We start from the raw sequence: 25,761 nt of genomic DNA, 5'->3' as shown, positions 1-25,761 counted from the left end.
GTCCCGGATGGGGAAATTATCAGCGATAAACCACATCCTTGAAGGGGGCACAACATTTTGAACAAGCTGATCACAAGCCTTGCCTGCGGTACAGTCCTGTCCATGAGTCTGCTCGGAGCCGGTGACATCTCCGCAGCAGCAGGCGGTATGAGCACAACTACACCACCGGGAATGAACAGCACAACGACAGATGGCAGAATGGGTAACATGGGCAACATGGGGAATATGGATGACCGGACGATGGACAATCGGGGCAACACCCTGATGAATGAGACCAGAGATTCCATGCACAAGACCGAAACCATCATGAAGGACAAAGTCCGTACCGGAGACAACAGCTCCGTCTCTCCGCTGTCGAACAACACGACTACCGGCAGATATCGGGCGCAGAGTACGACCGCCACAGACAATAACGATAACCGCTCCAACTGGGGCTGGCTCGGTCTGCTTGGCCTTCTCGGTCTTGCCGGAATGCGCAGCAGAACCGGTGAGCGCGACCGCCACTAGGATTTGGCCGTGGACAAAAAGCCCGTATCAGCTTTGGCTGACCGGGCTATTTTTTTGAGGATAGGGAAAACAGGAAAAATTTATTGCGTATCCACCTAATACGTGCTATTATATTTCTTGTCGCGTAAGAACGCGCAATAACATGCCGGGGTGGCGGAACAGGCAGACGCACAGGACTTAAAATCCTGCGGTAGGTGACTACCGTACGGGTTCGACCCCCGTCCTCGGCATCCTTGATTTATAAGGGTTTTTTCCGAAAAACCTTGGTTTTTGAAACGACTTAGGAGAGAACTTTTTATCGAGTTCTCTCCTGTAGTTCTCTCCTTTTTCCGAAGGAGAGAACTAGGAGAAGATCGCATGACTCTCATGAAACATTGAGGGCAGTGCGATCTTTTTTTATTAAAAGATCAGAACATTGCTCATCGTTGATGCCGAAGATATTTTGGAGCTGTACTCTAGATGAGAATAAATATTCGCCGTTGTAGAATAGTTGCTGTGTCCCAGCCATTCCTGAATTTCTTTCATACTGACTCCATTGGCGAGTAAGAGGCTTGCACAACTATGACGCAGGTCGTGATAGCGAATATGACGTAAACCATTTTTTTTAAGAGTTCTAGTAAAGTTTTGTGTAATAAAGCCGGGTTTAATACGTTGTCCCAACTTATCCAGATAGATATACTCCTCGTAATCAGTGCAGTAGGATTTACCACATATGGTTTTATTGAGAGCTTGAAGCTCACGAATACGCAGCAGTAATTCCTCAAAGGCAGGCACAAGAGGTAAGGTGCGGCGACTTGGTTTGTTTTTAGCCCGGTCCTTTTCAATGATGTGTTCCTGACCTTCAAAATAAACCGGAGTTACAGTGTGCCTAATACTAATCGTTTTGTTTTCAAAATTTATAGCTGTCCATTTCAACCCAACTACTTCACTTCGCCGCAATCCATAAAAAGCGGCAAGAATGACTGCTAGCTCTATCAGTTCGCCCTTAACTTTTTCAAACAGAATATTAGTCTCCTGCTTGTTGTAAAAACTGCCTACAAAATCATTTTTCTTTGGTCTTTCAATCTTATCTGCTGGATTAGTGTTAATTAAATCATTTTTGAGAGCATGTTTTAGAGCTTTGCGAATATTAGCGTGATAATGGAGAACCGTGTTGGTTGTTACTCCATTTTCTTCAAGCTCATATTGATAGTAATCTTGTATGTGACTTGGTAATAATTCTTTGAGAAATAACCCCTTTTCTTCGAAGTAAGGAACAATATGATTAGTAATGACATTGTGGTACGAAGCATAGGTGATAAATTCAACCTGATGTTTCATCATTGCTAGCCACTGAAGCATGAACTCAGAAAAAAGTGGGCCTATTTCAACTGGCTCTTCAGTGGGTTTCTCTTCGATAATTTCTTCAGCAGCTTGTTCTTTTTCAGGGGCATTTAAGAGAAGAGTGAATTCCCTCCTCGTCTCTAATAGCAATGCTTCTGCTCTTTTTTTGTTTCCTTTTACCATAAGACCAGTAGGAATCCACTTTGGTTTTCTCTTACCTTCTTCATCCTTGCAATTCAAGACCATATAAAAAAGCCCTTTTTTTTCTTGTAGGTGGCCTGCTACCATGAATATTCCTCCTTCATAGCAGCCCGCATTGATCCTACCATTGACGCATTAATTGTAGCATGTGTAAAAGGTTAATTCAATGCGGTAAAGCGTTGAAGTTTAGGGGCGGTTGTATATTCGAGAGATGTAGGTAGATCATGATATTGATTTTAGGGATTTTATAAGAGCGGCCAATTTTGAAGTGTTCTATTTTATTTTCCTTTAGGAGCTTATAGCCTGTTTTAAAGCTAATGCCGCCGAGCATCTCACACATTTGAGTAATGTCTACGACATCGGGATAGCTTTGAAAAAGAAGGGGATAAGCTTCTTGAAGGCTAAGATACATTTGTGGATTCGGATTCAATTCTATCACCTCATATTTTCGAGATTTTTGCTAAGAGTGCTAAAATTGCTTCTGAAAGTTATATTGCTGATTTTGAGGAAGTGTTACTACAAGATTGAAAAACATAATAGACAAGCTCCAAATAATAATCTCAAGCCGCAGTTAGTTAAACTGCACATAGTCCCAACTTTATGGGAACTCCCCCTCATCCGAGCGAGCTGCCCCCAATACAGTGACGTTGGCCGGGCAGAAGTATCATTATTTATTCTTACAGATTATGGCGATTCAACCCACTACAGGTTGATTCAAAGCCAAAAGTAAATCGCTCGTGTCTCATACGGAGAAAAAAGCGAGACAGTCTTCGCGCCTTTGCTTACGTCGCTTTCTGTTAAACAGTGCAAGAAGAAAGTGCTTGGATTATAAATGTGCTATTTTCAATGAGCGAATTGAAAAAGAAAAACTCAAGGTGGCGTGAATTTACCTTGTGCTTATTAATATAAATTGCTTTATAAGTGGATAATTGCAACCAAAAATATATTTTATTTGAATTAATATAAACAATGCATAAGTGAAATAAAGAACAAGGCTTGGTATCACTAAAATAGCTTCAATATGAAAATGTCTATAGATAACGGTTAATGTCAAATTTTCTTGTAGCTAAGAGAAATTCAATAGCCAGATGTTGTTTGCAATCCTCATCCAACAATCCAAATCGTCGAGAATATTTATTAATTAGGGGTTCATATCTTCTTAATAATTCAACTTCGGCAATTGTATTGCCATATTGAGCCATTTCAATTAACTCTTTAGTTTCAAACATCAGTTATGCCTCCCTTTTTATATAATATGCATATAAAAGAAAAGAGGAGCGCTGCTTCGCTGTTTCTATCTACATTCAAAGATCCATATTTCTTTTAAGTTTATCCAGTACATTGGTTTTGGATTTTGTTACAGCTTGTCTACTTACACCTAATAAAAAGGCAATTTGCTGATCAGTTTTTTCTTGAAAGTATTTTAAGTATATCAGTTGTCTTTCAGTAATACTGAGGGTTTCAAGAGCTTGAAGTAACCAAAGCTGTCGTACAACAATATCAATTGAGAATGCATAATCATTATTGATTAATGAAGATTCAAAGTTCTCATGTAGAGGTTGTGTGCTGGTATTATCTTTGGCCTGTTTACTGAAAAAGCGAAAAGCAGAGCGGGAAAGACACGCCTTGATATAACTACTGAAACCACATTCAACTTCCTGAGATAGAATTTTTTTGGATTTCATATATATCAGCTCCTTTTTAAGTAAATAGTTTTAAAAAATAGATTATGCTACTTTTTTTAAAACATTTGTCGGAGTATGCAATTATAAATCAAACCGAAGAAAGCTAATTCTAAAGAATGTTTGGAATACGATTTTCGATGCCATTACTGTTGTGTATGTTATGTACCGTTGAAGCCTCTCACCTCGTTTGTATAGTTTATGGCTCAACTGTTAGATAATTAACCTATCTATTTTCTTCAACTTTACTCAGATTTTCCTAATGGTATTTTTTACGGGGGTGGCTCGGTTTACAACATCTTGCTGATTCAAGAGAAATGATGCACTCAAGAAACCTCAATATGTGCAGAGTATAATAATTGTTGTATATAAGCTGCGTCAATAGGGGAACCGTAAGACTTAGTTCGACAATCAGCTTAAGCCGAATGGAATCCAAGAGATCTTGGGAAAACGCAATCCTATCATAAGCCCTCCTTGTTAATCTAAAAAGGACTGCCATGAACGTGTTGGCAGCCTGATGGATTTTTTTATTCCTGTCGTTTTATAATATTATCATACGAATATTTAGATTAATTCTAACAGAAACCAGGAGCCTGTTCTAACGTTTTGACGACTTTCGAATGTGCAATATACGACATTTGCAATTCCCCATACATTTAGAAACGCGTTGCTCAAGTATTGTATTCAATGAAATTTCTAGGAAAACTTACGTTTTGAGCGGTCCAGCACACCCCACTTTTGTGCAAGCAATAATATTGCTTAATTATAGCGTGATTGACTAACACGACCACCCCTCCGCCAAGAAAGCAGAAGAACAGCACGATGATGGACAGCACATAAAAGCTATGGTAAACATAAATCCAATAAATACCGAACACCATATTTTCGTACAACTGTTAAGTAGAGCTAGGCTTATATATGTTATAGCATCTTTTTGATTGATAGGATGCTGGAAGTGATAAGGATAGATAAACGTTGAGTGATATATGCATGTTGCAGATAGAAAATGGACATGGTGCAGAGGTAGACGAAAGTTTGAAAGAAATCTGTCTGGAAATATCCAAGAGATATGAGATCATATTTTTAGAGATTGGAACGGATAAAAATCATGTTCACTTTCTGGTGCAGTCCGTGCCGAAGTATAGTCCAACGAAAATCATACAAACGATAAAAAGTATAACGGCAAGAGAAATTTTCACAAGACATCCCGAAGTGAAGAAAATTATGGGGTGGAGAATTTTGGTCAGACGGATATTTTGTAAACACAGTAAGTAAATTTGGAAGTGAAGCAACCATAAGAAATTATGTGAAGAAGCAAGGGATTGTGGACGAATACGTAAAGTCACACGAAAAAACAGAAGGAGAGCAATTGACGTTTTACTAGGTGAGCGAAGCGAATTCTCCAGCTAAGATACCCCGCAGCTTGCTGCGGGGAGTTTCATTGATGGAGTAAAGAATGAAGAATCCCGTGATTATTATTGGTGCTGGCCACGATATGAGCATACCATCACTAGTCTCGTTCAAAAGCTACACCTCAAAACCTTCGTTCAGCACACCGAGGGGGCTATGTTATTTGAGCGGTATGAGAACCAGCCGCCCGAACCCTATATTCTACCATAAATGCTATTATTCTAGCACTACCGCCTCGAATTATTGCAGAGCACATCACTTTTATTCCTTCATTCTCTCCTGAAACGAACTTAAGCCTTATCAACAAACCAACCTGGATGGCTGGACAAGCCAAGGCTATAGCTGTCTATGATGAGCCTTTTTGGAGAAAGGATGGGCTTTCGGGTTACGTATTGAGTTGGGTAGGGCCGTTGCAGGAAATTCATGACGCATCTCCCAACACAGGTCCGGGGGCATTATTTGGTTTCTTTAGCATGCCTCCGGACGTCCGCCAACAGGTAGAGGGAAAAGAGGTTTTAGAACAAGTGAAGGCACAGTTGATTAGGCTTTTCGGCCCGTCAGCAATAAAAGTATGGACTACCTATACTATATCAGGGGAATGAAAAATAAAATTGCTTTTGCTGGAATAGAAACAAGTACAGAATTTGGTGATCATCTTGAAGGTGCACTTCAGTCAGCTGAACTTGCATTCTCGAAATCATCAATCAGATATGATTCATCTACAATGAATTCGATATACGATTAATTAATTGAATAATTGATTTAATTAAAGTAAACTAGTGAAATACCAACATTTTAAAACTACGGAGGTCTATTCAATGAAGAAAATGAAAGCCATGCAAATTCCAGCTGCAGGAGAAAAAATGCAGTTAGTTGAGGTGCCGGTTCCGCAGCCGGCAGAAGGGCAAGTATTGCTCCGTGTTGAAGCTTGTGGCGTTTGTAACGGAGATTCAATGGCTATGGGCGGTGCTGCGTCAGCATATCCTCGTATTCCTGGACATGAAGTAATAGGAATCGTTGATGAGCTTGGAGCAGGCGCATCAAAGTGGAAAATTGGAGAACGTGTCGGCATTGGATGGCATGGGGGACATAGCCATGTTACCGGATTAACGATGGATGGTGGATATGCGGAGTACATGGTTGCATATGAAGACAGTTTGTCCAGTATTCCAAATGAAATTTCGGCGATGGAAGCTGCTCCACTCATGTGTGCTGGCGAAACAACATTTAGTGCCATCAAAAATAGTAAAGCTCGTCCTGGTGATCTGGTAGCGATTCAGGGAATTGGTGGGCTAGGACATCTCGCCGTTCAATTTGCAAGCAAAGCCGGATTTCGCACCGTGGCTATTTCACGAGGAAATGATAAAGAAGCTCTCGCACGTGAACTTGGAGCTCATCACTACATTGATTCGGCCAAAGAAGATCCGGCTGAGGCATTGCAAGCATTAGGCGGTGCCAAAGTTATCCTGGCAACTGCACCTAACGCGAAGGCCGTTTCCTCTCTGATCAACGGGTTGGGTCAAGACAGCGAGCTCATCATTGTGACAACTTCCACTGATCCACTAGAATTGTCAGCGATGGACTTCTTGAAAGGACCTAACACAGTCAAAGGTACGCTTACAGGTGGAGCGGAAGAAATCCAAGCGACGATTAATTTCAGTGTGCTGACGGATATTCGCCCTATGATTGAGTCATATCCATTAGATCGTGCTAGCGAAGCATACGATAATATGATGTCAGCATCGACCCGATTCCGAGCCGTTCTGAATATTTCCGAGTGAAAATAAACCCTGAAAAATTGTCAAAAAGCATTATCGTCCATAAGAATGACTTGTGGACGATTTTTTATGTTATGAAATCCAACAGAAGTAAGTGCAGTCGAATTTGTAGAAGATGAGCGAAATGAGTTTGGACAAAAGTGAAAAATCCAACATGTCCATTGGTTCCTGGAGCAGACTACCCCAAGTTAGTTCCCGTATCCCGATATTGTCGTCAGTAGAAAATAAAGTGCTAAAGTGTCGAGGGCATTAAACGAGCCAGTTTAGTTTAAGACCATCCGCGGTGAACCGTACCATAAATAGGGGCAAGTTTTTTGAAGAAAAGCTCGCAGGAGCCTGTATTTGCATCATGCAGAACATAGGAGTAGTGTAGCTTACACTCTGGTCGGAACGGTGTGTAAACGGGCTTCTGCGGGTTTATTTGTGTTACAGAATAATGAGGTGCCTTTAAGGGGCTTTTGCCGTTTTGAACCCAAATTATTGAGCGCAAATTTTGGGGGGGCCAATTTTCAAATATAATGTTAAGGACTAGCCTTAGCATTAGTAAGAGAATCTCTTAAAAAGGAGTCCTGCCTTTGGCTTCAGGTCGGTTAACCGCAATTGGAATGAGCAGACATCGCTAACCGAAGAATTTTACGTGCACAGGTTGCTACAAAATGAAGGGGGCACAGCCCCTTTGATCGGGTCGACTAGAGTCAGCCATATTGAAGATGAGGCTTATCTTCGCAATGCTCTGCGTTCTTAGCAAAGAACTACAGGAAACCGATAGTTAAAGAAGAGAGGAATACTCTTGGCTAATCTTTCATTGAAATACCAAATGAAATTGAAGTACATATTTTTATTGCTGGGATTACTAATAGCTGTTCTATCAGGCTCACGCATATTGTGGATGGAGATGTTTGGTGATCTACAACAGGATTCCATAAAAAACGGGGAACTCCATTTGCGTGATTGGAATGCAGAAGACGGGCAGATTGTTTTGCTTGACGGGGAATGGGAATTTTATTCCTCACAATGGCTCTCGGATGGCAATAAGCAGCAAGGCTTGGTCTGGAGTGAGCCAAGGATTATTCAAGTTCCGGGGGGATGGAATGAAGCTTTGCATGCCGGGACGTCTACTCCATATGGATTCGGCTCGTACCGCTTGCGATTATATGTGAATCCGGAACAAGATCTAAACTATAGTATTCATGTGCCAAGTATACGCACTTCGTCGGAAGTATACGTAAACGGCCGATTGCTGGCTAAATCCGGGCGGGTGGCGGATTCGGAAGAAGACTCTATCGCTAAGAATCTTCCGTATTCTACAACCTTTACGGCAGATAAAGATGGTGTAATCGAACTGGTGATTCAAGCGTCCAATTTTGTGGATAGCCGGAACGGTGGCATTGTCCGGTCTATTAAATTCGGGTCAGAAGAAGCAATTACCAAAGAGATGAAGGTTTCGGTTTCTATGCAGATTCTGACAACTGTTATCTTTCTGATCCATTCTGCCTATGCGTTTATATTATTTCTATTGGGTAACAAGCAGAAAAAGCTGCTTTATTTCTCTTTGCTAACATTCTTTATCACGCTAAGCAGCGGATTAAGCAGTGATGAGAAGCTGTTCCATCAAATATTTTATATCGGCAACGTTTGGGATTTCCGGCTATCCAATGTGGCTTTTTTGATTGGAGCCTATGCATTATTGGAGTGTACGAATCATCGCGAACTCGCCTTTTGGCACAGGATGTATCCTGTATTTAGGGCAATGATCTTGGGGACCGCAGGTATTACGTTGTTCTTGGATACGTATCAGGTAACTAGGATCTTCCCCGTGTATTATCTGCTAGGTGGTATTGCTGGAGTCATTTCGACGATTGCGATCTGTAGAACAGTGGCTAAGGATATGAGAGGGAATCTGTTATTGTTTTTCTCCATCCTTGCGTTGATCCATCATTTTATTTGGATGCTCCTCTGGCGGGAGGGCGGGTATAGTGTTGTCTACTATCCGTTTGATTTGATTATTTCGATGGGGTGTTTGGCCTCAGTATGGTTTAGGAATTATTTTAACATGTACGAGAACACAAATGAGCTTGCAACAGCCTTGCAAAGAATGAATGACCATAAAGATCAATTTCTGGTGAATACTTCACATGAGTTCAAAAATCCGCTTCACAGCATACTCAACCTGTCACAATCTGTTTTAAAACGGGAACAGCATTTGATGCAGGAAAGAAGTATCAAAGAGCTTGATACTATTTTTTCTGTAGGGCGCCGGCTGACCTTGATATTAAACGATTTGATTGATGTGATGAGCTTGCGGGAAGGCAATCCCCGTATCTTCAAAAAAGTCATACTGATTCAGCCGATCGTGACGGGAGTACTTGATATGCTGCAATTAAATGCAGAGGTGAAGTCTGTAAAAATTACAAATCAAATTCCTGAAGATTTTCCTCTGGTACATGCGGATGAGAACCGGATTATTCAAATCGTCTTCAATTTACTTCATAATGCTGTGAAATACACAAATGATGGAGTCATTTCGATTTCGGCTTATGTAAAGGACGGGCGGGCTTATATCGTTATTGCTGATACCGGAATCGGAATGGATGAGTACATGCTTAAATGCCTATTCCGTCCATACGAGCAAGCCAACACAAGTGAGACCATGATTGAAGGCGGCTTTGGGTTAGGGTTGAGTATAAGCAAACAGCTGGTTGAGCTTCATGGGGGTACATTAGATGTGACCTCCACTAAAGGAGAAGGTTCACAATTCATATTCTCTTTAAAGCTGGCAGGCTTGGAAGCGGAGGCGGAGAGTGCTATGACGAACGCTTTTGAATTGTTACCCGTACATTCTGTGGCAACTCAAGAACATGTTCCGATGAACACGGACAAGGCAAATATCCTGAGTGCTGAGACACCGGCAACGTTCTTCAATATGGATTCCGACCGTCCGGTTCTATTAATTATTGATGATGATCCCGTTAACCTTCAAGTGCTTGAAGCCATACTGCCACCAGACGAATATGATATAACAATGGTAACGAGTGCCAAACAAGCTTTGGCTATTCTGGATACTAAGGAGTGGGATCTGGTTATCTCCGATATCATGATGCCGATGATGTCCGGATATGAACTGACACGAAGGATTCGTGAGCGGTTTACCTTCACAGAGCTTCCGGTTTTGCTTCTTACTGCAAGAAGCCAGCCGCAGGATATTCAAAGCGGTTTTCTGGCGGGAGCAAACGATTATGTGACGAAGCCAGTAGAGGCGATAGAACTTAAATTGCGGATAAAGGCGCTAACTACGATTAAACAATCCATTCGGGAACAACTCCGATTAGAAGCTGTATGGCTGCAAGCACAAATTCAGCCTCATTTTTTGTTTAATGCGTTGAATGCTATATCAGCATTAAGTGATATTAATTTGGAGAAGATGCGTGATTTGCTTGAAGAGTTCACTAATTATTTGAGGAACAAATTTAAATTTCAAAACGTGGACAGTCTTGTTCCGGTTGAAGAAGAGCTAAGTTTAGTGCGTTCTTATTTATATATTGAACAGGTCCGGTTTGAAGATAGGCTGCAGGTGATTTGGGAGATTGATGATTATGTGGGCATCAAAGTCCCGTTTCTTTCGATCCAGCCTCTCGTTGAGAATGCAATCAGACATGGAATAATGAAGCGCAAACGTGGAGGCAGCATTGTAATACGAATTTCCGTCGTGGAGACCCATGCAGAGATAACAGTTGAAGATGATGGGGGCGGAATGGACGAGGTTCAATTGCAACGATTATTGGAAAGAAATAAAGACAGTAGTTCCGGCGTCGGATTAATCAATACGGATCAGCGCTTAAAACGGCATTTCGGGACGGGCCTTGATATCAAAAGCTCGCTAGATACAGGGACAACGGTAACTTTTCACGTTCCGGTCAGCAGAGAGAAAGCCCGGGAATAGACTCCAATTACTTCATTAGTGTATTGGGGTTATCATTCATTCCGGCGCAAGACTCACCTTACAAAGTCCTACAACCTGATCAGCTGCTCATCATCTTTCCAGAGAATTTGACCCGTCCTATAATTCCGTACGGCTAACGGCCTGACGCCGCGATGTTTGCCTGTGGTCTGGATGATGCGTTGCTTGCCTTTGAGAAACCACGTATGCTGAAGCGCCTGGTAATCTCGGATCATCATTTTGGTGATGCTTTGGCGATCATCCACAAAGAGCTGGTGGAGATTATGGATGGCTTCCGTTTTCCACCGTTGGAGGACATTCGCATGAATGCCGTGTTCGCTGGTCAACTGAGAAACCGATTTCTCTTCTTCAGTATTTCCAGTATGCTGGCGGCTCGTTAACGGGGAACATAGTTCAACATAATGAGAAAAATGAAAGGGCCATCCCACAAAAGGATGGTCCTAAAACTTGCCGTTACAGACAACGCGGTGAAGCGTATCCTAAATAAGGACAAGTTTTTTGTGGAATTCCTTGCGGGGCACGGATTTATATATATGTGTGGAGGCTTCACACATAGGAACGGTACAAAGGGCTATTTTTTTTGAATGGAACATCCTAGTCACATCCCGCGATATTTGACGGTTTTTATAAAGAGACTTTTTCAGTGGCCTCCCTATCGGTGGAGGCCACTGCGACGACCAGAAACTGCCGTAGCGTCTCATCGAATTCTAGTTCGACGCCTCGAAGCTTTTGGCTTTGCTGAACAGCTATATGCTTCACTATGGTCTGAATTAACGTCTTTGAGTTTCGAGCGGAGAGGACTGCAGGAGCCCGTTTAAGTTCTGAGCGCTTTGCGTACGAGCTGTAGTGGGATGGGGTTCAGCCTGGTTTTTTTCATCAAGCTGTCGCTCCGCTTCAGATTTTCGGTTTGCAAGCACGTAGTACTTCGACCTCAGCTCGTTGATGCGTTCGACCAAGATGTCGTTATCGATTGTGTCGCTTTCGTAGAGGGTAAAGTACCTTTGCCTTCTGGGAATCCAACATTTTCATTTCACGCTCGATTGCAGCGAGCTCTTTTTGAAGCGGAGCGACGCTTTTGCTCCGCGACTTATTGAGGCTTACGACAATTGGAAGTAGACCACCAAACGATTCATATTGAGGTGGCTACCCTTGGCTTTAGCAGGCCCACGCCTAGAAAGGAGTATTCGCGGAATGGTACTACTACTCACCGGATGTCAACACAGCGCATATCCGGCGTTAACTACTTCCTTGAAAACCTTGCGCAACTGGCGTCAAGAAATCGTCAACTACCATCGTTGCCACTGAACCAACGCTGTTGAACGGATTTTAAGCAATGAAAAATGTAACAACCGATAATACAATAGAGGTGATTAGCATCGCAATAAGCGGTCTCAAAGCTCTTGCCCGGAGGTCGCGCAGATTTACATTCAATCCAAGTCCGACCATGGCCGATGTGAGAATAAAGGTCGTCAGATTGGAAACTCCGTTCATAAACCCCGGGGAAATAGCAATGGACTTACCTAAACAATAACTGCCAAATAGACTCATTAGAATAAAGCCGATAAGGAACCACGGAAGTTCAATTTTCGCACCATTGCTGTTTCCGGAGTTTTTCCGTTTCATCCAAAATATCAATATAAAGCATAAGGGAACTAACAACAGTACTCTGCCTAATTTGGCCAGCAGGGCAATCGCCAGTGCATCTTGCCCTGCTGGGGCCCCCGCCAATGCGACATGTGCAATTTCGTGAAGGCTGATGCCGCTCCAAATCCCATAATGAATAGATGATATTGGTAAAAAAGGCCGAAGAATGGTATAAGCAACCGAAAAAATGGTTCCTACCAGGGCAATAATGCCAACTCCAATGGCTGTATCTTCGTCATCAGCTTTCAATATCGGTGATACGGCGGCAATAGCTGCAGCACCGCAGACACCAGTTCCAATTCCAAGAAGCAATGATAATGATGGCTCCGCTTTGAGGACCTTTCCCAGCCAAACGGTTGCCAAAATTGCAAATCCAACTACCGCCATATCGCGGACAATCAGGTCAAGTCCTTGGTGAAGAACAGTATCTATGTTTAATTTCAGACCATATAATATAATCGCAAAACGCAATAAACGCTTGGCTGAAAATTGAATCCCGGGTCGCAATGCCTCCGGGTAACCGAAAAGTTGCCGGTAAATAACTGCGATCACAATCGCACAGGCCAGCGGGCCAACATGATCAAACCCGGGAACCTTTGATAAAACAAACCCAATTGCTGCAATAACAACGGTGAAAGCAATGCCTGATAACCATAAACCCACAGAAGCTTTCTTTTTGGGATTGAGAAGGTTTTTCTCCTTGACATCCGGAATATTTGCTTGTTGGCCTTCCATTTCATCACCTCAAATTATTTTCATAAGTCGAGTGTACCCCCTATTTTATATATAAGGAAAATAATGATATATAATATGGATGATAAGTGATTTCATATAAATAAACACGGCAATGATTACAGCTAAGTAAAAACAAAATTGGATGGAAGTGTACCAATATGGATCAATATTTAGAGGTGTTTATTAAAGTCGTAGAAAAAGAAAATTTCACGAAAGCCGCAGAGGAACTGCATATGACGCAGCCAGCCGTCAGCCAGTACATTAGAACATTAGAGCAGGTGGTGGGGACAAGATTACTGGAGCGGAGCAATAAATTCGTGCGAATGAATAAAGCCGGGGAAATTGTCTACCACCATGCAAAAGGAATCCTTGCACTCTACACAAGAATGCAATACTTAGTAGATGATTTGGCCAACAATGCCAGCGGCCCAATAGCCATTGGCGCGAGCTATACATTCGGCGAATATATTTTACCGCATATTATCGCCAAGCTGAAAAAAGAATACCCGCTTATCAGACCGTCAATCATCATTCATAACACGAAGGAAATAATCGATTTGGTGATTTCCTATCAATTGGATATTGGAATTATCGAGGGTTTTTTCAACGATCATCAAATACACTCAGAAATCGTTTCGGAGGATCATATGGTTATAGTTGCTTCGCCGCAGCATCCTTTACTAGAAAAGAAAGAGGAATTGCGCCTTTCAGACTTGGTGGATGAAACGTGGATTCTTCGGGAAGAAGGCTCCGGAACAAGACAGGCAGCGGACAATTTCTTTGAAATGTATGAGTTTACTCCGAAATCTATCATGGAATTCGGAAGTACACAGGTGATTAAGGAGTCAGTTGAGGCAGGATTGGGGATCAGTCTGCTGTCAGGGTGGGCAATTGCTAAAGAGCTAACAAGCGGATACATCGGAAAGATTCATGTAGAAGGGCTTCCGTTTAAACGGAATTTCACCATCGTCACCAGATCGGCATACCAGACAAAAGCTCTGGAGACGTTTATTGAAACGCTTAAGGAATATTTGAAGTAGCATACATTCAATATACTATGGATCATATTCTATTCATGAAGGTTGACACAGTACAGGACTTATCAAAGAGTCGAGTGAGGAGAGAGTGCCAAGTATGATTGAAATTGATTGTATGGGAGAAATTTGTCCGGTGCCGGTATTGATGCTTAAGAAGCATCATCAAGCGATTTATCGAGGTGAAAAGGTACTGCTGCTCACAGACCATAGCTGTGCGAGAAAATCGATCACAGAATACTGCAAGCAGACCCATCTGCGTTGTTCAGCTCAAGAAGTGATTAATGGCGTATGGGAGATTAGTATAGAGGCTTGAGCATTGAGCTCTCAGCATAACGTATCAATTAAGGTTTGTTCAATATATTGAACAAGTTGCTTTGTATCGCGTTTACAATTTTGATGATGCTTCTTGACCATATAAATATCATTGTATACCTGGAGATCACGAATATGAATTGGTTTGAGCTGTTTGTTGTACAGCTCTTTTTTTATGGACATATACGGCAGAAATGCAGCGCCATGTCCTTTGATTGCAGCCAGCTTAACGGCCTCAATGGAATCAAGGTTGTAGAGAATGTTCAGCTTCACGTTTTCTGTCAAAGTCTGTTCCAGCGAGCGTTGAACACAGATAAGCTGGGTAGACCCAACTAGGGGGTACCGAGGCAATTCTTCCAATTTAATTTCCTGAGGAGCAGGCTTGGAGTAGCTGGAGACGAGCATGACTTGGTCGGAAAATACCTTATACGAGTTTATCTCTGACTTGGAGGATGGACCAGAGATGAAGCCGATGTCTCCTTCTTCAAGTAAAATATGCTCCTCAATGTGCGGACTGAGCGCTTCATTTAATGAAATATTGCAAAAAGGGAAGTGATTCTTCACTTCAAATAATGTGCAGGGCAGAGCATAGTTGCAAACTTCAGGGATCGCGTAAATGGAAAGTTGTTGATACTGGGCAGGCTTAAATTGTTCGATTTCGGTGACCATATCCTCATATAGTTTACAAATTTGTGTTGCGTATTTCTGCGCAATTTCTCCAACGTCCGTGAGCTGCGCCCCTTTGTTGCTTCTCTGTAGCAGTTCGGTGCCCAGCGATGTTTCCCAGGATTTTAATTGTTGGCTAAGCGCGGACTGCGTGATGTGCGACTTCTGCGCAGCTTTGGAGATGCTATTGAGCCTGGCAATATCGAGAAATGATTTAAGCGTTTCCAGATTCATTGTAATGCCCTCCTTTGTCAATCTCTGACCACTGTATATCATAACCTGCCTATAATTAAATCGCCATTAGAAAAACTTATACAGCATTGAAAATGCAGATAACCACAGGCTTTATAATCATGTTACTATTTTCACATAGTTAATTAACTTCAAGGTAGGAGGTGTTCATTTATGGAGCAAAGCGCTAGTCTCGCAGCGAAATCCGTTCGCACCCGGGCACCTAGAAAGCCAAAGAAGAGCCAGCTGCCGATCGCTCTTTTGGCTTCGGTTCTCGTCATTGGATTTGGTTTCTATTTGAATCAGTACAATGACAAAATGGTGATCTATTTACTTTTCGGGCTTGCGTTTGGCGTAGTTTTGCAAAGAGCGCGGTTTTGTTTTACGGCTTCAATGAGAGATCCCTGGATTACGGGGAGTACATCCGTGACAAGGGCGGTATTAATTGCTTGCTCTCTCGCGACCATCGGCTTCTCGGCAATAAAATACTCCGCATTTGCAGCAGGCAACCCGATTCCAGGCATGGATAATGTCGGTCAGATCAGTCTGGCATTGGTCATCGGCGCCGTTATTTTCGGGATCGGGATGGTCATTGCCGGCGGTTGCGCCTCAGGTACACTTATGCGGGTCGGGGAAGGCTTTACGATGCAGATGCTATCTCTGGTGTTCTTTGTAATTGGTTCTCTGTGGGGAGCGCATGATATGGGCTGGTGGCAGACAACTGTGATAAAGGATGCGCCGGCTGTTTTTTTACCTGATGTGTTTGGTTGGTTAGGAGCCTTGCTGGTTCAGTTTTTAATCATCCTGCTGCTTTATATTGCTTCTGTCAAATGGCAGCAGAAAAAAGTGGGTAGTGCGGAGTAAGGGTTCATCGGATGAAGGTGCTTTTCTTGAGTTTGGATGCAGAGTGTCTGTTTGGTTTCGATGGAAAGTGAAATTATTCACAAAAATACTAAGTTAAGGTGGTTGTTAAAATGGCAGAATTTACATTGGATTGCATGGGAGAAGCTTGTCCGGTTCCGTTGATGAGAACGGAGAAAAAGATGGTGGAGCTTAAGGTAGGCGACGTGCTAGTCGTGTCGATTGACCATAGCTGTGCGATGAAGAATGTTCCTGAATGGGCGAGAACGCAAGGCCACAACGTAGAAATTGAAGAAATTGATGATGGCGAATGGGAAATTGTGATCGAGAAAGTGAAATAGAGTAGACGGTATGTTGAAGATGGGAGGAATTGAACGGTGAACGCATTTTGGTTAAAAATATCCTCTAATCGTTTTTATAAGCAATTGCTGAAAGAACCGCTAACTTATGTAACTGGAGCCGTACTGCTCGCTGTATTGGCAATAGCCCATCTTGCTGTATTCTCGAAGGGCTGGGGGGTAACGAGCGCCTTTGCAGATTGGGGTGCCTGGATGTATCAGCTCGTCGGAGGCAATGTGGACAATTGGGCGTATTTCAGCTCGGAGAAGGCGCAAAAGACGCTGTCTGCCGGCTTTCTGAACGATGGAGGATCAATTCGCAACCTGGGTATTATTCTGGGGGCATTGCTGGCTACGCTGTTTGCTTCGGAATTCAAGCTGAAGAAGCTTCGTTCACTGAAGCAAGTGTTTGCAGCAGTGCTTGGCGGATTACTGATGGGTTACGGAGCGAGACTTGCCAATGGCTGTAATATTGGGGCGTTATTTACCTCGATTTCTTCGTTGTCACTCTCCGGCTGGATTTTTTGGCTGTTCCTGCTTGCAGGTGCTTTTATCGGCAGTAAATTATTAGCTAAATTTTTCATGTAGACGAGAGCAATGGACTTGATGACGGGCTGACTAAAAGGTCAGCCTGCTTCTTTGAAATCAACATTTGCGATGGGGGTTCAGGCATATGGAGAAGAAAACAGAGCAGTATGATGTCGTTATTATCGGCGGTGGTGCGGCGGGGTTAACGGCGGGAATTTACTGTGGACGTGCCAAACTCAAGACACTGATTCTGGAAAAAACGCTGTTTGGCGGTCTTGCCACGTATACGAATGAGATAGAAAATTACCCTGGGTTTCCTGAGGGGGCGACGGGTACAGAATTGATGGGCCTGTTCCATAAACAAGCGAAGAAGTTTGGCGTAGATTTCAAAATGACTGATGTCAAAGCGATTTCTTTGACAGGTGAGGTGAAGGTTGTTGAAACGTTCCGGGTTCGTTATGAATCTAAGGCCGTAATCATTGCCAGTGGCGGGAAACCCAGACTGACCGGCGCAAAGAATGAGGAAAAGTTTCTATACGATAAGGGAATCTCCTTCTGTGCGACCTGTGATGCGGCGGCTAATACAGGCAAAACGGTGATGGTGATTGGCAGCGGAGATGCGGCCATTGAAGAAGGGATGTTCCTGACGAAGTTTGCCGACAAGGTGATCGTATCAGTGATGCATGATCATGGTAAAATGGATTGCAATGAAATTGCCAAAAATCAGGCTCTCGATAATCCCAAGATGGAGTTTCTGTGGAATACGATGGTCGACTCTTTTGAAGGAGAAGAACAGTTGGAGGCTGTAGTGCTGAAAAATCTGAAAACCGGCGAACTGCAGCCGGTAAAGGTGGATACTTGCTTCCTGTTCATTGGATATAACCCGAATACGGAAATATTTGCTGATACGATCACGCTGAATCGAAATGGTTACGTGCTCGTCAACGAGAAAATGGAGACGAATTTACCCGGTGTATTCGCCGCAGGTGACGTATGCGACAAATTCCTGAAGCAGGTTGCTACGGCGGTGGGGGACGGCGCGATTGCCGGTTACAACGCAGAGAAGTATATTTCAGAATGCGAAGTATATGAAAATCAGATTTTAAATCATGGCAAGCCTTCGGTCGTCTATTTGTGGAATGCTACCGAGCCGAAGTGCCGCGAGCTGCTGCCATTAATTGAGAAATTTGAGCAGGCTCACGCCACACAGCTGAGGGTAACCAAAGTGGATGTCTATAAATCGCCCGGACTGGCTGGGAAACTTGGTATAGACATCGTACCGGCTGTCGCTTACTTCACCGCCGGGAAAATCCAGAGGATAATTACCGAAAATATTAATGAAGAACGTTTAGACAGTCTTTTGCTTTAGAAAATACTCCAAACTAGACGAGAGATAAGGATGCTTCATACCTTATTTCTTTTTTTTTGGTCAAAAATCTATGTCTATCTTCGCTCAATCAGATTAAACTTCAGAGAATACAGTTTAGTTACAGATTGTTCCAGCATGTTTTTTTGTAATATTAAACTAACTCATCGGCTAATCCTCCAATGAAGTATTGTGTGTGAAATCACTCTCTCTGAAACTTTTCGCGTAGTTTTTAACTAAATTCAGTAACAGAGGCGCCGGACCCTATTATGGAATTTATATGATCGAAAAGTCAACTTCCTATACCGATCGCCAGGCACTTGTGTACGAAGCGCAGTCCATCACTAAAAGGAAAAAGTATATTCTCACCTGACCGTGTTATACAAATTAGTCCAAGGCAAGAGTATCCCCAACTGGATAAAAGTTTTAGCCGAGTGAACCTCTTCGATTGGTTTTGAGTGCACCGATGACCTGGTAGCCTACCGTAGTGTAAGCATCGACAACGCGAGGACAGGTAACCCAGGAACCGGCAAGTAAATAGACTTGAACGGATGCCTATATTAAAGTATTATTCAATTGATCTATCGAATGGTATATAATCGTTTACGATGGACCAAGCATATTAGAAACATGGAGGGGGGAAATACCATTTGACTGTCGATTCATTTAACGACTAATTTCATTTCAATTGATGAGTACACCTTAGACAGTCTTAATTTAAAAAGCAGCCTTATAAAAAGAAAGTTGGTTTAATGGCCTTGGCTAGATTAATACAGTTTGTTAAGGAGTGATGATTATGTTCTTTCGTAGGACAGACTCCCTGATGTGTTTGCAGATCCCTGCGTGATTATCCAAATGCCTGAATGTGTTACCCCTCAAGGTGTTCCAGATCGAATACTCCCTAGTTGTGCCTTGGCAATGGGAGTTTGCCGTGCTTAAACAATTCTTAACAATGAGGAGGTATGATCATTTTCAGGATGTCTCAGGAAAGGAGGGTAGAACAACATAATGGAAAACAGAAGCCGAAAACGTTACTACAGCATCTTTTCCGTTATCTTGCTGCTTGCAGGAGGCGGAATGATGATATACAAACCGATTATGGACTATTGGATCTCTCCAAACCATTTGAATTCGCTGTATCAAACCGGACTGGGTGCCGAAGGCATCAAGAAAAATATGGAGAGTCTGGATGAACAGAACCAGAAGAAACAAGTGGAGAGTTTTGATTTCACGGCAGTAGAGAATTTAGGATTCCTCGATAAAAAAGCAACGATCAAAACTGAAAATGTTATAGGCGGGATCTATATTCCTAGCGTAGACATAAACTTGCCGATATTGTATGGGGCAACCAATGAGAATTTGAGAGCGGCCAGCGCAACCATGAAGCCTGATCAAGCGATGGGTGAAGGCAATTATGCCATTGCTGCCCATAATTCGCGTAATCCGCAACTTTTGTTTGGAGCCTTAAAGCATGTAGAAGCGGGTGATGAGCTTTTTATCACGAATAAGGACAAGGTATTTAAATACACCATGGTTCAAAGTCAAGTTGTTATGCCTGAACGCGTGGATGTAATTGATGATGTGGCAGATAAAACATTATTAACCCTCGTCACTTGTTACAGCTCAGATGGCTCGGATCGTTTAATCGTAACAGGTGAACTCGAGGAAATTGTTGATTATAGCGAAGTGGACAGCACCATTCATGAAGCGTTCGAGCCATTATAAGACAGAGGAAAGGTGAAATCTGATGAAAAGGAATCAACCTCAGAACTATCAAAATCATAAAAAAATCACCCCGTTGCAACACTACATTTTGATGCCGCTGGCACTGATTTTATTAATTCTTGCAATTGTTTATGTCGTTACGAGTAAGGGGAGCTTGCCTGCATTCCTGTTCTTGCTTACATCTATTGGCATCACTATTCTCGGGATGCTGGCGCGAATGTATGCGATGAAGCTCCAGGATCGAATCATCTGGAATGAAGTGAACTTTAGGCATATCCAGCTAACCGGCCAGCCCCTTGATACCAACTTGCAATTAAGGCAAGTGATTGCACTGCGGTTCGCAGAAGATGATGAGTTTCTTGCGCTTTGCCAGCGTGCTGTTGGAGAGGGCATGGCGCCTGATGCGATAAAACGTCACATTACCCGGTGGCGCGCTGATGACTGGAGGGTTTGATATTGAAATAGCCGGGAAAGCCGAGGTGTCTGGTAATGGAGTTAAGAGGAAAGAACATTTTGCTCGTTGAGGATGATCAGAAGATTCGGCAATTGATCAAAATTTACTTGGAAAAGTCGGGGTTTGAGGTTATTGAAGCTGAGGATGGAGAGGAAGGGCAACGCAAGTTTGAAACATATGATCCCTGTTTTGTTATTATGGATCTCATGATGCCCAAGCAAACCGGCGAAGAACTATGTCGGCGTATTCGCAGTGAATGGAAGAGTGATGTACCGATCATGATGTTAACTGCCAAAGTGGATGAGCAGGAGCGTATTAACGGTTTGCAACTCGGAGCAGATGACTATGTGACCAAGCCGTTCAGCCCGCAAGAGTTAGTTCTACGTGTCGAGACGATTTTGAGAAGAACCGCGAATCGCTGTAGTAAAATCAGTTATAGAGGGCTCACCGTTAAGCCATTTCGCGGGGAAGCCAAATGCAATGGTGCACTATTGCCTTTGACCAAACATGAATTTCGTCTTCTTCATTTTTTGATGCAGCATCCTGGACAGATTTTGAGTCGCGAGCAAATTTTGGAGGAACTTTATCCGAATAGTGAAAAGCTTGTCATTGAACGCACCATCGATGTTCATGTCAGCAAACTCCGAGAGAAATTGGCTGAAACAGAATGCACGACCGAATGTATTGAAACCATCAGAGGCATGGGATATCGATTTGTAATATACTAATGCTTTTTCATTTGACTGCCCGAGGGCAGTTTTCTTTTTGCTTAGGATAATATTTTCCCAGTTATCTGTCTTTAAGGAAACTTAACAATGGACCTATACAGTATACAGAAAGGAGGCTGGCTCTTATGAAAAAGTGGTTTGCATTGTTCGGATTGATTGCCCTCATCATATGGGGCGCCTATGATATTCAAAGTAAAGAGAATTCGAGACTAGTGCAGAAAAAGCAAGCAGAACACACAGTAGAGGAAGAACAACAAGAGAGTGAAATCGGATTGAACCAAGGGGAACTGGCACCAGATTTTACGTTATTGACAACGGACGGCGAAGGACTTTCGCTGTCGGATTATCGAGGAAAACGAGTGATTGTGAATCTTTGGGCAACCTGGTGTTCGCCATGTATTGCTGAGATGCCGCACCTACAGTCCTTCTATTCAGATTATCAAGATGAGGGATTAGAATTGATCGCAATTAACCTGACAGAATCGGAAGCTAAACAGGAGGACATCCATCAATTTATTGACAAGTATCAGTTAACATTCCCGATCGTATTTGATAAAGGTTCTGAGGTAGCCGATTTGTATCAAGTCACCACCATTCCTACAACCTTTATCTTGAATTCAAAGGGGGAAATCGAGCAAAAGATCGTCGGCCCGATGACCTACGAAATCATCGAGGAACTTATGCAGCAGGTTCAGTAATGAAGGGGGGACGTGTTGTTGCTTTCAACATTAAAGGGACTATGGTTTTGGAGAAAGAGCATTGTTTGGAAAATTATGATCATCAATGGAATTGTGATCGGAATGGTAATATGGTTGGTAGGAGTTTCAGTTAAAGATTTTGCTTGTCTTCTCGTCGAGCAATATAGTTTTGTCGAGCAGGAAAAACAACATTTTTTTAATCAAACGATGCATTTCTATTTATTGCGTGCCAGTCTAATTGCGCTGTTGGTGGCGGCAGTGATTTATTATTTGTTAATGCGAAAAATTCAGATCCCGCTTCACCAGTTGATGAAATCTACACGGTTGATGAATGAGGGAAAGTACCCGGAGCCCCTCCCAGTTGCATCGGAAGATGAGACTGGACAACTTAGTCATCAATTTAATCAAATGATCCTTACCTTAAGTCGATCCGAAGAAAGCAGAAAGCAAATGTTTAGCAATATTTCACATGAATTGCGCACCCCGTTGAGTAACCTCAATGGTTATCTGGAGGCACTCAGTACTGGTGTCATTCAAGGGAATGCAGTGCTTTATCGTTCTTTGCACGATGAAGCACTGCATTTGTCGAAGTTAGTGGAACAATTGCATCAGCTTGCGGTCTGGGAAAATAGACGATTCATTAAACCACAATGGCAGAAGATCGACATACATGTGGTCATACAAACCGTGTATCAGAGCTTTGATTTGGAATTAAGGAATGTACAGATGAACGTAGAATTTGAAGTCAGTCCGGCAGTGGTAGAAGGTGATGAAGTTGGCTTGAGACAGGTGGTAACTAATCTGCTTCAAAATGCGCTGCAATATGATCTTGGTGGATGGATACGAATTACAGGCGACAGGGTGGAAAAGGAATATCGTGTGACGATTACCAATGCCGGACAACCTATTCCTCCCGAGAAAATCCCTTTTGTTTTTGAACGTTTATACCGGGCTGATTCTGCCAGGCAACGCGGTACAGGTGGCACAGGGTTAGGGCTTGCCATTGCGAAAGAAATTGTTCAACAACATGGGGGGCGAATCGGTTTAAGCCCTAAAGGCGACGAATATACATTCTGGTTTACCATTCCCCTCTCCTTATAGACAGAGAGGGGAATAGCGATTTTGAATCGACAGCAACTTGACTTTAGGATGTTCTAATAAGCACTGGAGGTGGGATATTGAATGTTGTGCAGCTAGGCCCTTTACTTTTGAATTTAGATTTGCTCATATCCATACTTTCAGCCTTTGTCACTTTTCTGGTCATAAAAATGCGGCTGTATCGGCTTAATATAGAAGGAATAATTGCAGAAAAATATTCGCGTGCGATGATGATTGGTTTTTTTACTTGGAAATTAAGTTTTATCCTCTTTGATCCGGTTTCCGTCATCCAGTATCCGATGTCACTACTTTACTTTGATGGAGGAGATCGGGGAATTGGACTGGCATTCGTAACATCTCTTGCTTATGTAGGATTTCGCACGCGCAAAGATCATACATCCCTCACGCTTAATCTGGATCTTGCAAGTGCAGGATGGATAGCAGGCAGCAGTATGTATCAACTTTTATTTTTATTCATGGGCACTTCGAACATGCTGTTTCATATCTTGCATCTGCTCCTCAATGGTATGCTGGCTTTCTGTCTGTATACAAGCAATCGCGCTACTTTGGGAATGGAGAAAATGAGTCCATGCTGGATCTGGTATAGCATTGGGATGGTTGGTATTTTTTTTGTCCGGGAAAGCAAATCATTTATCATAGCTGGTTTTACCAAGGAACAGGCGGTTTATATCATCATTTTTCTACTTGCATTAGGATTCAGTAACCGATTGGGTCAAAAGAAGAGTAAGGAGGCTCAATGAATTGGAAAGCCCGACAGTAATCATTGCGTTAATAGCTGGTATTCTTTCATTTCTTTCGCCATGTGTTTTTCCATTAATTCCGGCTTATGTGTCCCATTTAACGGGTTCGCTTGTACAAGACCATAAAATGAATGTCGACAAAAAACTGTTAATTTTCCGCTCCATCAGCTTTATCTTGGGTTTCAGTGTTGTATTCGTTGCCATGGGAGCATCAGCAAGTTTTATAGGTCAGTTTTTTGCCGGTAATCGCATGCTGATAGAGAAAATAAGCGGTTTGCTCATTGTTGTTTTTGGCCTGCAAATGTCAGGGATATTAACTTTGCGTTTTCTCATGTTCGATAAGAAATGGGTGAACACCAATCACACAAAGAAGGGAAATGTGAGTTCATTCATTTTAGGATTGGCCTTTGGTTCAGGGTGGACTCCATGTGTGGGTCTTGCTTTATCCTCTATTCTGTTGCTCGCGAGCTCTGCAGAAACCTTATACAGCGGGATGTTTTTGTTGTTCGTTTACTCGATTGGACTTGGCGTACCCTTTTTGGTGATAGCGATCATGTTGACCTATTCATTAGGGATTTTGAAAAAAATCAACCGCTGGCTACCTTTACTATCCAGGATTAATGGTTGGATATTTATAGGCATGGGTTTGCTAGTCTTCACTGGACAGTTACAAAAGATCAGTGCGTGGTTGACACAGTTTACTCCCATTTCGTATTAAAGAGGTGTAAAGGTATGTGGAAAAATGGTATTGCCATTGTGGCTTTACTGCTTGTTATCGGTTGGGGGATTTACGACTATAGCCAAAGCAAAAAGGAACAGTCTAGAACGGCAACTCAAACCGTAGAGTTAGAAGATGTTGATATTGGCATTCAGAAAGGGAATCAAGCGCCGAATTTTATATTACTCGATTTGGAAGGAAATGAAGTTGAACTTTCTGATTTTATTGGAAAAAAAGTGATTTTAAACTTTTGGGCCACATGGTGCCCGCCTTGCCGGGCGGAAATGCCGCATATGGAGAAGATTTATAAAAAGAATAGTAAGGAAGTTGTCGTACTAGCTATCAATTTAACAAATACAGAGAAAAGTAATAGCGATGTACAGAAATTTGTAGAGGACTTCAAGCTTTCATTCCCGGTTGCTTTGGATACGGAAGGGGAAATATCTGGACAATATCAAATATTTGCTTACCCCACCTCTCTCATGATTGACTCCCAAGGAGTAATTCAAGAAATCTATCGTGGGGCTATAAATGAAGACCTTATGAAAAAATCAATCGCAGGTATGAATTGAAAAAAGGAGTGAAGCCTCCACCAACTGCGAACAAGACTATTGGCGGAGGGCTACAGCGGAGCAGGGAGAGAAAGCGGCAGGATTGCTCCTTGTCAATCTCGTTCAATCAGGGGGATCAACAAGAATCATAATGAGTGACCGGTAAGAAGGGGGCCCGCATAAATTGCGGGTTTTTCTTTTTTTGCGTGCCCAGCTAAGCACGCATCGTCTAGCCGGTGAAAGCCCGGTCGTGGGAGGGGCCAAGCCCCCGCGTAGCTAGGATTCTTACGTAGGGTGAAAGCCGTATGTAAAAGCGAATCGACAAAAGTACCTGTCAGAGACAGGGCGAGCAAACTGCCAGGCCGTAACATGAAGTGAATCCTGCCGCGTTGTCAAAAAGGCCTCGCAAGAGGGAAGAGAGGAAGCCGAGCCTCGGGAAATTGGGCGAAGG

General features: G+C 42.8%; 25 protein-coding genes, 1 tRNA gene and 1 pseudogene. 21 read left to right on the top strand and 6 right to left on the bottom strand.

What is annotated here, in order from left to right:
- Positions 1-57: 57 nt before the first annotated feature.
- A complete protein-coding gene (locus KDC22_RS33610; protein ID WP_246552963.1) occupies positions 58-507 on the top strand; it encodes a WGxxGxxG family protein in 450 nt (149 codons plus the stop codon).
- Between the two features lie 144 nt (positions 508-651).
- Positions 652-737: transfer RNA gene (locus KDC22_RS24530), tRNA-Leu, on the top strand.
- Positions 738-906: 169 nt separating this feature from the next.
- Here the strand turns inward: KDC22_RS24530 and KDC22_RS24525 are convergent.
- The 4 genes from KDC22_RS24525 to KDC22_RS24510 all read right to left on the bottom strand — a co-directional run bounded on the left by KDC22_RS24525 (position 907) and on the right by KDC22_RS24510 (position 3,716).
- Entirely contained in the window at positions 907-2,118 is a 1,212-nt protein-coding gene (locus KDC22_RS24525) for a tyrosine-type recombinase/integrase (RefSeq protein WP_211720691.1), read from the bottom strand.
- A gap of 76 nt (positions 2,119-2,194) precedes the next feature.
- Positions 2,195-2,461 carry a MerR family transcriptional regulator gene (locus KDC22_RS24520; RefSeq protein WP_246552960.1) on the bottom strand — a complete coding sequence of 89 codons (267 nt, stop codon included), beginning with the start codon at positions 2,459-2,461 and terminating at the stop codon, positions 2,195-2,197.
- A gap of 601 nt (positions 2,462-3,062) precedes the next feature.
- The gene (locus KDC22_RS24515) at positions 3,063-3,260 is read right to left on the bottom strand and encodes a helix-turn-helix domain-containing protein (protein WP_211720690.1); all 198 of its coding nucleotides are present in this window, start codon (positions 3,258-3,260) and stop codon (positions 3,063-3,065) included.
- Positions 3,261-3,335: 75 nt separating this feature from the next.
- A complete protein-coding gene (locus KDC22_RS24510; protein ID WP_211720689.1) occupies positions 3,336-3,716 on the bottom strand; it encodes a sigma-70 family RNA polymerase sigma factor in 381 nt (126 codons plus the stop codon).
- Positions 3,717-4,733: 1,017 nt separating this feature from the next.
- Between KDC22_RS24510 and tnpA the strand changes: the two are divergent.
- The 5 genes and pseudogenes from tnpA to KDC22_RS24485 form a co-directional block, all read left to right on the top strand.
- Positions 4,734-5,097: pseudogene (tnpA, locus tag KDC22_RS24505) on the top strand (IS200/IS605 family transposase); the annotation flags it as partial.
- A 232-nt stretch (positions 5,098-5,329) separates the two neighbouring features.
- Positions 5,330-5,725: an FAD-dependent oxidoreductase gene (locus KDC22_RS34075; protein WP_211724179.1), complete on the top strand. Its 396-nt coding sequence runs from the start codon at positions 5,330-5,332 to the stop codon at positions 5,723-5,725.
- Between the two features lie 216 nt (positions 5,726-5,941).
- Positions 5,942-6,904, top strand: a complete 963-nt coding sequence (locus KDC22_RS24495) for a zinc-binding dehydrogenase (RefSeq protein ID WP_211720687.1) — start codon at positions 5,942-5,944, stop codon at positions 6,902-6,904.
- Between the two features lie 814 nt (positions 6,905-7,718).
- A complete protein-coding gene (locus tag KDC22_RS24490) occupies positions 7,719-10,841 on the top strand; it encodes a hybrid sensor histidine kinase/response regulator (protein WP_211724178.1) in 3,123 nt (1,040 codons plus the stop codon).
- 203 nt (positions 10,842-11,044) lie between these two features.
- Positions 11,045-11,239 (top strand): hypothetical protein, encoded by a 195-nt coding sequence (locus KDC22_RS24485; protein ID WP_211720686.1) that lies wholly within the window; start codon positions 11,045-11,047, stop codon positions 11,237-11,239.
- A gap of 946 nt (positions 11,240-12,185) precedes the next feature.
- Here the strand turns inward: KDC22_RS24485 and KDC22_RS24480 are convergent.
- The gene (locus tag KDC22_RS24480; RefSeq protein WP_211720685.1) at positions 12,186-13,238 is read right to left on the bottom strand and encodes a YeiH family protein; all 1,053 of its coding nucleotides are present in this window, start codon (positions 13,236-13,238) and stop codon (positions 12,186-12,188) included.
- 158 nt (positions 13,239-13,396) lie between these two features.
- On the opposite strand from KDC22_RS24480, the gene KDC22_RS24475 reads away from it, so the two are divergent.
- Both KDC22_RS24475 and KDC22_RS24470 read left to right on the top strand, forming a co-directional pair.
- A complete protein-coding gene (locus KDC22_RS24475; RefSeq protein WP_211720684.1) occupies positions 13,397-14,278 on the top strand; it encodes a LysR family transcriptional regulator in 882 nt (293 codons plus the stop codon).
- Positions 14,279-14,372: 94 nt separating this feature from the next.
- On the top strand, positions 14,373-14,588 hold the full coding sequence (locus KDC22_RS24470; RefSeq protein WP_211720683.1) for a sulfurtransferase TusA family protein: 216 nt from the start codon (positions 14,373-14,375) through the stop codon (positions 14,586-14,588).
- An 11-nt stretch (positions 14,589-14,599) separates the two neighbouring features.
- Here KDC22_RS24470 and KDC22_RS24465 read toward each other — a convergent pair whose 3' ends face one another.
- A complete protein-coding gene (locus KDC22_RS24465; protein ID WP_211720682.1) occupies positions 14,600-15,487 on the bottom strand; it encodes a LysR family transcriptional regulator in 888 nt (295 codons plus the stop codon).
- A gap of 171 nt (positions 15,488-15,658) precedes the next feature.
- On the opposite strand from KDC22_RS24465, the gene KDC22_RS24460 reads away from it, so the two are divergent.
- The 12 genes from KDC22_RS24460 to KDC22_RS24405 all read left to right on the top strand — a co-directional run bounded on the left by KDC22_RS24460 (position 15,659) and on the right by KDC22_RS24405 (position 25,331).
- Complete coding sequence (locus tag KDC22_RS24460) at positions 15,659-16,348, top strand: YeeE/YedE thiosulfate transporter family protein (RefSeq protein WP_246552957.1); 690 nt, start codon at positions 15,659-15,661, stop codon at positions 16,346-16,348.
- 110 nt (positions 16,349-16,458) lie between these two features.
- A complete protein-coding gene (locus KDC22_RS24455; protein WP_211720681.1) occupies positions 16,459-16,686 on the top strand; it encodes a sulfurtransferase TusA family protein in 228 nt (75 codons plus the stop codon).
- Between the two features lie 36 nt (positions 16,687-16,722).
- Positions 16,723-17,271 carry a YeeE/YedE thiosulfate transporter family protein gene (locus tag KDC22_RS24450; RefSeq protein ID WP_211720680.1) on the top strand — a complete coding sequence of 183 codons (549 nt, stop codon included), beginning with the start codon at positions 16,723-16,725 and terminating at the stop codon, positions 17,269-17,271.
- An 85-nt stretch (positions 17,272-17,356) separates the two neighbouring features.
- Complete coding sequence (locus KDC22_RS24445) at positions 17,357-18,580, top strand: FAD-dependent oxidoreductase (protein ID WP_211720679.1); 1,224 nt, start codon at positions 17,357-17,359, stop codon at positions 18,578-18,580.
- Positions 18,581-19,585: 1,005 nt separating this feature from the next.
- Complete coding sequence (locus KDC22_RS24440) at positions 19,586-20,302, top strand: class A sortase (protein ID WP_211720678.1); 717 nt, start codon at positions 19,586-19,588, stop codon at positions 20,300-20,302.
- A gap of 22 nt (positions 20,303-20,324) precedes the next feature.
- Entirely contained in the window at positions 20,325-20,756 is a 432-nt protein-coding gene (locus KDC22_RS24435) for a DUF6526 family protein (protein ID WP_211720677.1), read from the top strand.
- Positions 20,757-20,791: 35 nt separating this feature from the next.
- Positions 20,792-21,484, top strand: a complete 693-nt coding sequence (locus KDC22_RS24430) for a response regulator transcription factor (protein WP_211720676.1) — start codon at positions 20,792-20,794, stop codon at positions 21,482-21,484.
- Positions 21,485-21,609: 125 nt separating this feature from the next.
- A complete protein-coding gene (locus KDC22_RS24425) occupies positions 21,610-22,182 on the top strand; it encodes a redoxin domain-containing protein (RefSeq protein ID WP_211720675.1) in 573 nt (190 codons plus the stop codon).
- Between the two features lie 18 nt (positions 22,183-22,200).
- Positions 22,201-23,283: a sensor histidine kinase gene (locus KDC22_RS24420; protein ID WP_211720674.1), complete on the top strand. Its 1,083-nt coding sequence runs from the start codon at positions 22,201-22,203 to the stop codon at positions 23,281-23,283.
- 77 nt (positions 23,284-23,360) lie between these two features.
- On the top strand, positions 23,361-24,041 hold the full coding sequence (locus tag KDC22_RS24415; RefSeq protein ID WP_211720673.1) for a hypothetical protein: 681 nt from the start codon (positions 23,361-23,363) through the stop codon (positions 24,039-24,041).
- A 1-nt stretch (position 24,042) separates the two neighbouring features.
- Positions 24,043-24,759: a cytochrome c biogenesis CcdA family protein gene (locus tag KDC22_RS24410; protein ID WP_211720672.1), complete on the top strand. Its 717-nt coding sequence runs from the start codon at positions 24,043-24,045 to the stop codon at positions 24,757-24,759.
- Positions 24,760-24,773: 14 nt separating this feature from the next.
- Positions 24,774-25,331, top strand: coding sequence for a redoxin domain-containing protein (locus tag KDC22_RS24405; RefSeq protein ID WP_211720671.1), 558 nt, complete (start codon positions 24,774-24,776; stop codon positions 25,329-25,331).
- Positions 25,332-25,761 lie beyond the last annotated feature (430 nt).

The organism is Paenibacillus tritici (genome assembly GCF_018207515.1).
GTDB lineage: Bacteria > Bacillota > Bacilli > Paenibacillales > Paenibacillaceae > Paenibacillus_AQ > Paenibacillus_AQ tritici.
Note: the sequence above shows the minus strand (reverse complement) of the source record. Positions and strands in the feature narration are given on the sequence as shown.

Bases quoted from the DNA above. Each gene is read 5' to 3' on its own strand.
- KDC22_RS24495 (WP_211720687.1), top strand. From the start codon at position 5,942: ATGAAGAAAATGAAAGCCATGCAAATTCCAGCTGCAGGAGAAAAAATG.
- KDC22_RS24480 (WP_211720685.1), bottom strand. From the start codon at position 13,238: ATGGAAGGCCAACAAGCAAATATTCCGGATGTCAAGGAGAAAAACCTT.
- KDC22_RS24470 (WP_211720683.1), top strand. From the start codon at position 14,373: ATGATTGAAATTGATTGTATGGGAGAAATTTGTCCGGTGCCGGTATTG.
- KDC22_RS24430 (WP_211720676.1), top strand. From the start codon at position 20,792: ATGGAGTTAAGAGGAAAGAACATTTTGCTCGTTGAGGATGATCAGAAG.
- KDC22_RS24525 (WP_211720691.1), bottom strand. From the start codon at position 2,118: ATGGTAGCAGGCCACCTACAAGAAAAAAAAGGGCTTTTTTATATGGTC.
- KDC22_RS24460 (WP_246552957.1), top strand. From the start codon at position 15,659: ATGGAGCAAAGCGCTAGTCTCGCAGCGAAATCCGTTCGCACCCGGGCA.
- KDC22_RS24445 (WP_211720679.1), top strand. From the start codon at position 17,357: ATGGAGAAGAAAACAGAGCAGTATGATGTCGTTATTATCGGCGGTGGT.
- KDC22_RS24510 (WP_211720689.1), bottom strand. From the start codon at position 3,716: ATGAAATCCAAAAAAATTCTATCTCAGGAAGTTGAATGTGGTTTCAGT.
- KDC22_RS24475 (WP_211720684.1), top strand. From the start codon at position 13,397: ATGGATCAATATTTAGAGGTGTTTATTAAAGTCGTAGAAAAAGAAAAT.
- KDC22_RS24425 (WP_211720675.1), top strand. From the start codon at position 21,610: ATGAAAAAGTGGTTTGCATTGTTCGGATTGATTGCCCTCATCATATGG.
- KDC22_RS24405 (WP_211720671.1), top strand. From the start codon at position 24,774: ATGTGGAAAAATGGTATTGCCATTGTGGCTTTACTGCTTGTTATCGGT.
- KDC22_RS24485 (WP_211720686.1), top strand. From the start codon at position 11,045: ATGCTGAAGCGCCTGGTAATCTCGGATCATCATTTTGGTGATGCTTTG.
- KDC22_RS24455 (WP_211720681.1), top strand. From the start codon at position 16,459: ATGGCAGAATTTACATTGGATTGCATGGGAGAAGCTTGTCCGGTTCCG.
- KDC22_RS24490 (WP_211724178.1), top strand. From the start codon at position 7,719: ATGAAATTGAAGTACATATTTTTATTGCTGGGATTACTAATAGCTGTT.
- KDC22_RS24465 (WP_211720682.1), bottom strand. From the start codon at position 15,487: ATGAATCTGGAAACGCTTAAATCATTTCTCGATATTGCCAGGCTCAAT.
- KDC22_RS24440 (WP_211720678.1), top strand. From the start codon at position 19,586: ATGGAAAACAGAAGCCGAAAACGTTACTACAGCATCTTTTCCGTTATC.
- KDC22_RS24515 (WP_211720690.1), bottom strand. From the start codon at position 3,260: ATGTTTGAAACTAAAGAGTTAATTGAAATGGCTCAATATGGCAATACA.
- KDC22_RS24435 (WP_211720677.1), top strand. From the start codon at position 20,325: ATGAAAAGGAATCAACCTCAGAACTATCAAAATCATAAAAAAATCACC.